This is a genomic window from Streptomyces durbertensis (assembly GCF_014156695.1).
In the GTDB taxonomy this organism is placed as follows: Bacteria; Actinomycetota; Actinomycetes; order Streptomycetales; family Streptomycetaceae; genus Streptomyces; species Streptomyces durbertensis.
Map to the genome: position 1 here is coordinate 1 of NZ_WMLF01000730.1, position 1513 is coordinate 1513.

Annotated in this window: 1 protein-coding gene; it reads right to left on the minus strand. The window is 74.3% G+C overall.

Annotated features, from left to right (window positions below; genetic code table 11):
* Nucleotides 1-33: 33 nt before the first annotated feature.
* The gene (locus GL263_RS26350; protein ID WP_182858246.1) at nt 34-1395 is read right to left on the minus strand and encodes a glycosyltransferase family 4 protein; all 1362 of its coding nucleotides are present in this window, start codon (nt 1393-1395) and stop codon (nt 34-36) included.
* Between the last annotated feature and the right edge of the window lie 118 nt (nt 1396-1513).

A 1513-nucleotide genomic window follows, 5' to 3' on the forward strand; every position in this document is an offset into this window, starting at 1 on the left:
GGTCGGGTCGGTGCGGGAGTCGGGGCGCGGCTGTCAACGGCCGCCGCTGGCCCGGTGGGTGCCGCGCGCGCCCCGGGCCCGCTCCAGGGCCTCCCGGTAGCGTTCGACGGTGCCGAGGGCCGCCTGCCGCCAGGTGAAGCGGGACAGGACCCGTTCCCGGCCGGCGGCGCCGATCCGGCGGCGCAGTTCGCCGTCGGAGAGCAGTCTGGTCAGTGCCTGGGCGAGCGCGCCGGCGTCGCCGGGCGGCACCGCGAGGCACGTCTCGCCGTCCCGGCCGGCCACCTCGGGGATCGCCCCGCCGGTGGTGGCGACCAGTGGCGTGCCGGTGGCCATGGCCTCGGCCGCGGGCAGCGAGAAGCCCTCGTAGAGCGACGGCACGCAGGCCACCTGGGCGCCGCGCACCAGGTCCGCCAGCTCGGCGTCGCTGATGCCCTTGACGAACTCGATCGCGTCACCGAGCCCGAGACGTTCGACGGCGGCGGCGACCGGGCCGTCGTCGGCCCGTTTCCCGACCACGACCAGATGGGCGTGCGGCTGCTCGGTGCGGACCTTCGCCAGCGCCTCCACGAGGTGGACAAGGCCCTTCAACGGGACGTCGGCGCTGGACGTGGTCACGATGCGGCCCGGCACCTCCGGCACCGAGGCGTCGGGCGAGAACACCCGGCTGTCCGCGCCGATGTGCACCACCGAGATCCGCTCCGGCCGCACCCGCAGGTGCTCCACGATCTCGTCCCGGGAGGTGCCGGAGACGGTCAGCACCGAGTCCAGCCGGCGGGCCACCCGCTTCTGCATCCTGGTGAACGCGTACCAGCGCCGCACCGAGGCGCGGCGGGCCAGGCCGCGCGCGGCGGCCAGGTCGAGTTCGCGGTCCACGGTGATGGGGTGGTGGATCGTGGTGACCAGCGGCGCGCCGAGGTCGCCCAGCAGGCCGTAGCCGAGCGTCTGGTTGTCGTGCACGACGTCGAACTCGCCCCGGCGGGCGGTCAGATGGCGGCGGGCCCGGAGCGAGAAGGTGAGCGGCTCGGGGAAGCCGCCGGTCCACATCGTGCCGACCTCCAGCGCGTCCACCCAGTCCCGGATCTCCTCGCGGGAGGGCGTGCGGAACGGGTCCGGCTGGCGGTAGAGGTCCAGGCTCGGCAGCTCGGTGAGCGTCACGCCCTCGTCGAGCACCGGGTACGGCTGGGCGCCGATGACCTCGACCCGGTGGCCGAGCGCGGCCAGCTCTCGCGACAGGTGGCGCACATAGACGCCCTGACCGCCGCAGAACGGGTTCCCCTTGTAGGTCAGCAGCGCGATCCGCAGGGCGCCTTCGGGGTCGCCCGCGCCGTTGACGCCACCCGGACGGTCGGAGACCACCGGTCGTGACGCTGCGTCCCGTATGGCCTCTGCGGTCACACGCGGCCCCTTCTCGCTGTCTACGCCGTCGCGCGTCTCGCGCGTCGGCCGCTTCCGCGCGAGCGTAGTCGCTCACGATAAGGTAGAACAAGTTCCACCGACGGGCACCGTCCGGCAC